3 protein-coding genes are annotated in these 4,246 nt (G+C 31.3%); all 3 read right to left on the bottom strand.

Annotation, left to right across the window (positions count from 1 at the left end; all coding sequences use genetic code 11):
• Positions 1-922, bottom strand: a 922-nt coding sequence (locus H2279_RS08120; protein WP_337196222.1) for a cache domain-containing protein, incomplete at its 3' end; no start/stop codon positions are given.
• Between the two features lie 64 nt (positions 923-986).
• The gene (locus tag H2279_RS08125) at positions 987-3,500 is read right to left on the bottom strand and encodes a molybdopterin guanine dinucleotide-containing S/N-oxide reductase (protein ID WP_337196223.1); all 2,514 of its coding nucleotides are present in this window, start codon (positions 3,498-3,500) and stop codon (positions 987-989) included.
• An 11-nt stretch (positions 3,501-3,511) separates the two neighbouring features.
• Positions 3,512-4,087 carry a cytochrome C gene (locus H2279_RS08130; RefSeq protein ID WP_337196224.1) on the bottom strand — a complete coding sequence of 192 codons (576 nt, stop codon included), beginning with the start codon at positions 4,085-4,087 and terminating at the stop codon, positions 3,512-3,514.
• Positions 4,088-4,246 lie beyond the last annotated feature (159 nt).

Here is a 4,246-nt window from a genome sequence, read left to right on the forward strand (position 1 = left end):
TAATCGCTAAAGCTATAATGCCCACTATAATTTGACTGTAGAAAATTTTATCAATAATGCTATCATAAGTTTTTTTATTGACAACGCTACAAATTCTATATATAGGATTTATGCTTGACGGATTGCACATAATAGCTTGAGTTTCACCCTTATCATTATCTGCAAAAAATAAAGTATCTCTTACATTTGGATCTAACAACTTTGAATCTTGGGCTAAAGTTTTTTGAATGTTAATACTTAAAGTATTTTTTGTTAAAAGTTTTGTTTGATCTTCATTAAATGCTATGTTTCCATCTACATCATAAACGCTAGCATAAGAATGTGCAGATTTTCCACTAGCTAACACGTCATGTGAAAATTTTTCTACATTATAATCTGCTCCAACAACACCTATAAGCTTTCCATCTTTATACAAGGGAGCAGCATAAGCTAAATTTATTTTCCCATCCGTAACAGATTTATAAGGTCTTGTAACGATTAATTTTCCGGCTTGCTTTGCTTGTTTATACCAATTTGCATTTCTTGCATCATATCCTTTTGCAGAATCTAAAATTGTTCCATCAGACATGATAAGTTTTCCAGTATCTTCATAACCTATATAAACAGCATCAAATTCTGTAGAATGTTTTATAACTTCAAGCATAACTAAAATATCTGACATAGACATATTTGGATTGTCATTAAGATTTTTAGCCAAAACATCGATAATTCTTCTTTTCATTGAAGCGTAAGCATCAAAAGAAACTTTTACATCATCCATAGTTTTCAACTGGGTATCTTGCAATAATTCAAAAGCGGTTGATTTTGATTGCTGATAACTAACTATAGTGGTTATTGCCAAAACTAAAAGAATAAAAAAACCAACAATTAAGGTTAATTTTGTAGAAACCTTAAAAGAACTTTTATTTTGATTCGTTTGCATTTTTTATAGACTCCTTTAAAAATTTTGAATTTTAATCGTATAATAAAAAAATTAAAAAAATCCTTTATAATATTTTAGGATTTGTAAATGCCGTAACTTTAGGTGCTTTTTGTGTAAATTTTTCAATACCTACAAGCCCTGTATGAGAAATATTTCCGTTTGCAAGTTTTGAAGTTGGCATATCTATAGTTAAGACATTTGCACTTCCGTATTTACAAAGTCCATTTTCATCCGGATCATACCAACCTCCCTCGCAAAGTCTTACTACTCCTTGCATGATATCATTGCTCACAACAGCTCCTGCTAAAACTTCACCACGTTTATTAAACACTCGAACTAAATCGCCATTTTTAATTCCAAGTTTTTTAGCGTCTTTGGAATTGATAAGTATAGGTTCTCTATCTTTTACAGTATAGGTATCTCTTAAACTTGTTTGACAAAGTTGAGAATGCAAGCGATTTCTTGGATGGCTTGTTATTAAATGAAATGGTGTTTGCTCATCGGCATTTCCAAGCCATTCAATCGGTTCAAACCAAGTAGGATGCGCTTTGCAATCGTCATAATTGTATTTTTTAATCGTTTCAGAATAAATTTCTATAAGCCCAGAATCTGTTCCTAAAGTATTTAAAATAGGATCTTCAATAAAATCTGTAAAACGAGTCCATTCTAAGCTTTCCATAGAAGGTTTAAAAGTAATAGGTTCATTTTTCGCCCAAAATTCTTCAAAACTTGGCATAGGTGTTGCAAAAGCTTCTCCAAAATTTTTAGTTTGTTTCAAAGCACTATTATAATATTCTTTGATGAGATCTTTGGCTTTTTTGCCATTTTGAGTATAAGCATTAAAAACATCTTTTCCATACACTTTACAAATATCAGAAAAAATCACGTAATCATCTTTACTTTCCGCAATAGGTTCAACAGCTTGTTTCATTGGGGCTATATGCATATTAGAATAATCGCCCGTCATGGTGATATCATTTCTTTCATAAGATGAAGTTGCAGGCATAATGATATCTGCCATCTTCGCAGTTGGAGTCCAATAAATTTCATTAACAACTATGGTTCTTGGTTTTCTCCAAGCTTTAACATTGGTATTGGTATCTTGATGATGAACAAGTGGATTTCCACCAACCCAATAAATAAAGTCAATATCAGGATAAGTGATCTTACTTCCATTATGATCTATAGTTTTACCTGGATTTAAAAGTGCATCAGCGATTCTAGCAACTGGGAAAGAATATTTTGCAGAATTTTGCAACCATTCAGCACCTTTATTTGTTTGATTTGCTTTTGCCAAACCTTTAAATTTGCCATTTTTCCAAATCCCTAATTCTCCAGCACTTATACCACCTATAATGCCACCTTTGCAAGTTGGAACACCTCCATTGCTATAATGATAACTTAAACCAAAGCCTCCCCCTTTGGTTCCGATTTGTCCAAGCATACAGCATAAAGTAACAAGCATCCAATGAGGCTGTTCCCCATGATGTGCTCTTTGCATACCCCATCCACTCATTATCATAGTTGGATTATCATAAAAAATTTCCGCTAAATTTTTAATGGTTTTTTCATCTATGCCACAAATTTGACTTGCCCATTTAACATCTTTTTTAACCCCATCTTCTTGACCATCCAAATAGGCTTTAAACTGATCAAAACCTGTGGTGTAATTTTGCAAAAATTCATAATTAACTTTTTTCTTAGCAATTAAGTGACTTGCCATCCCCATCATTAAAGCCACATCAGTATTTGGACGAGGAGAGATCCATTTAGCATTTAAAAATTTAGTTGTTTCTGTTTTTATCGGATCAATGCAAATTACTTTGATTTTACTTTCTTTTAGTTTTTCAAAATAAGCTAAACCTCTTTGATCAGTCGATGTCCAAGCAATGCGTAAAGTAGAAAGCGGATCAGCACCCCAAATCACAACATATTTAGAATGTTTTAAAATATTTTCCCAAGAAGTTTGTTGTTCATAAACCTCAATAGAACCTACCACATAAGGCATAATAATTTGCGATGCTCCAGTAGAATAATCTCCCGTAACCCCTACAAAACCACCTGTTACATTTAAAAATCTTTGCAGTAAAATACGAGAATTTTGCATATTTCCGCTAGATTTCCAGCCATAACTTCCACCAAAAACCGCACTTGTGCCTTTTGTATTTCTTGTTTTTTTAAGCTCTTTGGCAATGAGTTTTATAGCCTCATCATAACTTACACGGACAAATTCTTCTTTCCCACGAAGTTCTGGTTTTGGGTGATCTGGATTTTCAAGATAAGATTTTCTAACATAAGGATATTTTACGCGACATTTATAAATCATATCTGGAGTATAATGTTGTAAAGGATTATCCATTTTTGTTACCTTTTCCCAAGGTTCGCTTTTTACCACTTTGCCATCTTTAATAGTGAGTTTTAAAATTCCCCAATGAGCTGCCGTGATAACTTCTCCATTTTTCACAAGTCCAAGACTTACCTTAGAAGCTTCAATACTTTTTCCTGAAGCAAAAGAGGGGATAAGCGGCAAAGCACTTAAGGTTGCACCGATTTTTAAAAATTTCCTTCTATCTAGCATCGTTTTTCCTTTTATTTTGTTTTAAAATCTTTCGCGTTTTTTTGCAAATATTCGATAATTAACCATTGATCTTTTTTATCAATACCTGTTCTATTAACCATAGATTTAAACACTGATGGCCAAGCATTGGCGGTAAATTCTTTTTCTGAATGCAAGGCATGACAAATCCCGCAATTATTAGAAAAAAGTTCCTTAGCATGGCTTAGCATTTTTTTATTATCTTTAGAAAAATCTTTTTTATCTGCCCAAATTTCAAGACTCACTTTATTCCATTTTCCATTTTCCCCTTTTTTTATTTGAGAAAAATTCAGCTTAACATTTTTAGAAAATGCAGCCACTATAATCCTTTGAGAGTTATTAAAATAAATCACCGAAGGGTATTTTGGATTAAGATAACCATTAATTTTAATCTTTACTTTTTCATTTTGATCTTTTAAAATTTCAAAAGCATTAGTAGGAAGTAATTTTCCAATAACCTTAGCATCATCTTTATGAAGATAAAGAGAAACAACTTCATCACTGTAGGCAATATTTTTAGCCCATAAAAAAATGGTTGGAATTAGTAAAGAAATAAGAATTCTTTTCATTATAAATCCTTAATAAAAATTTAACAATTAATCATTTTATAACTAAAATATTTAATATTTTATTAATATTATAAATTTTAGAAATTTTTATATTTAAGTTCTAAATTTATTGCAGAATTTATTTTTTAGTTAATTTTGATCTGTTGCATAAAAAATTAA

This window comes from Campylobacter sp. B0100352/1, from assembly GCF_020135855.1.
Taxonomy (GTDB): domain Bacteria; phylum Campylobacterota; class Campylobacteria; order Campylobacterales; family Campylobacteraceae; genus Campylobacter_D; species Campylobacter_D taeniopygiae.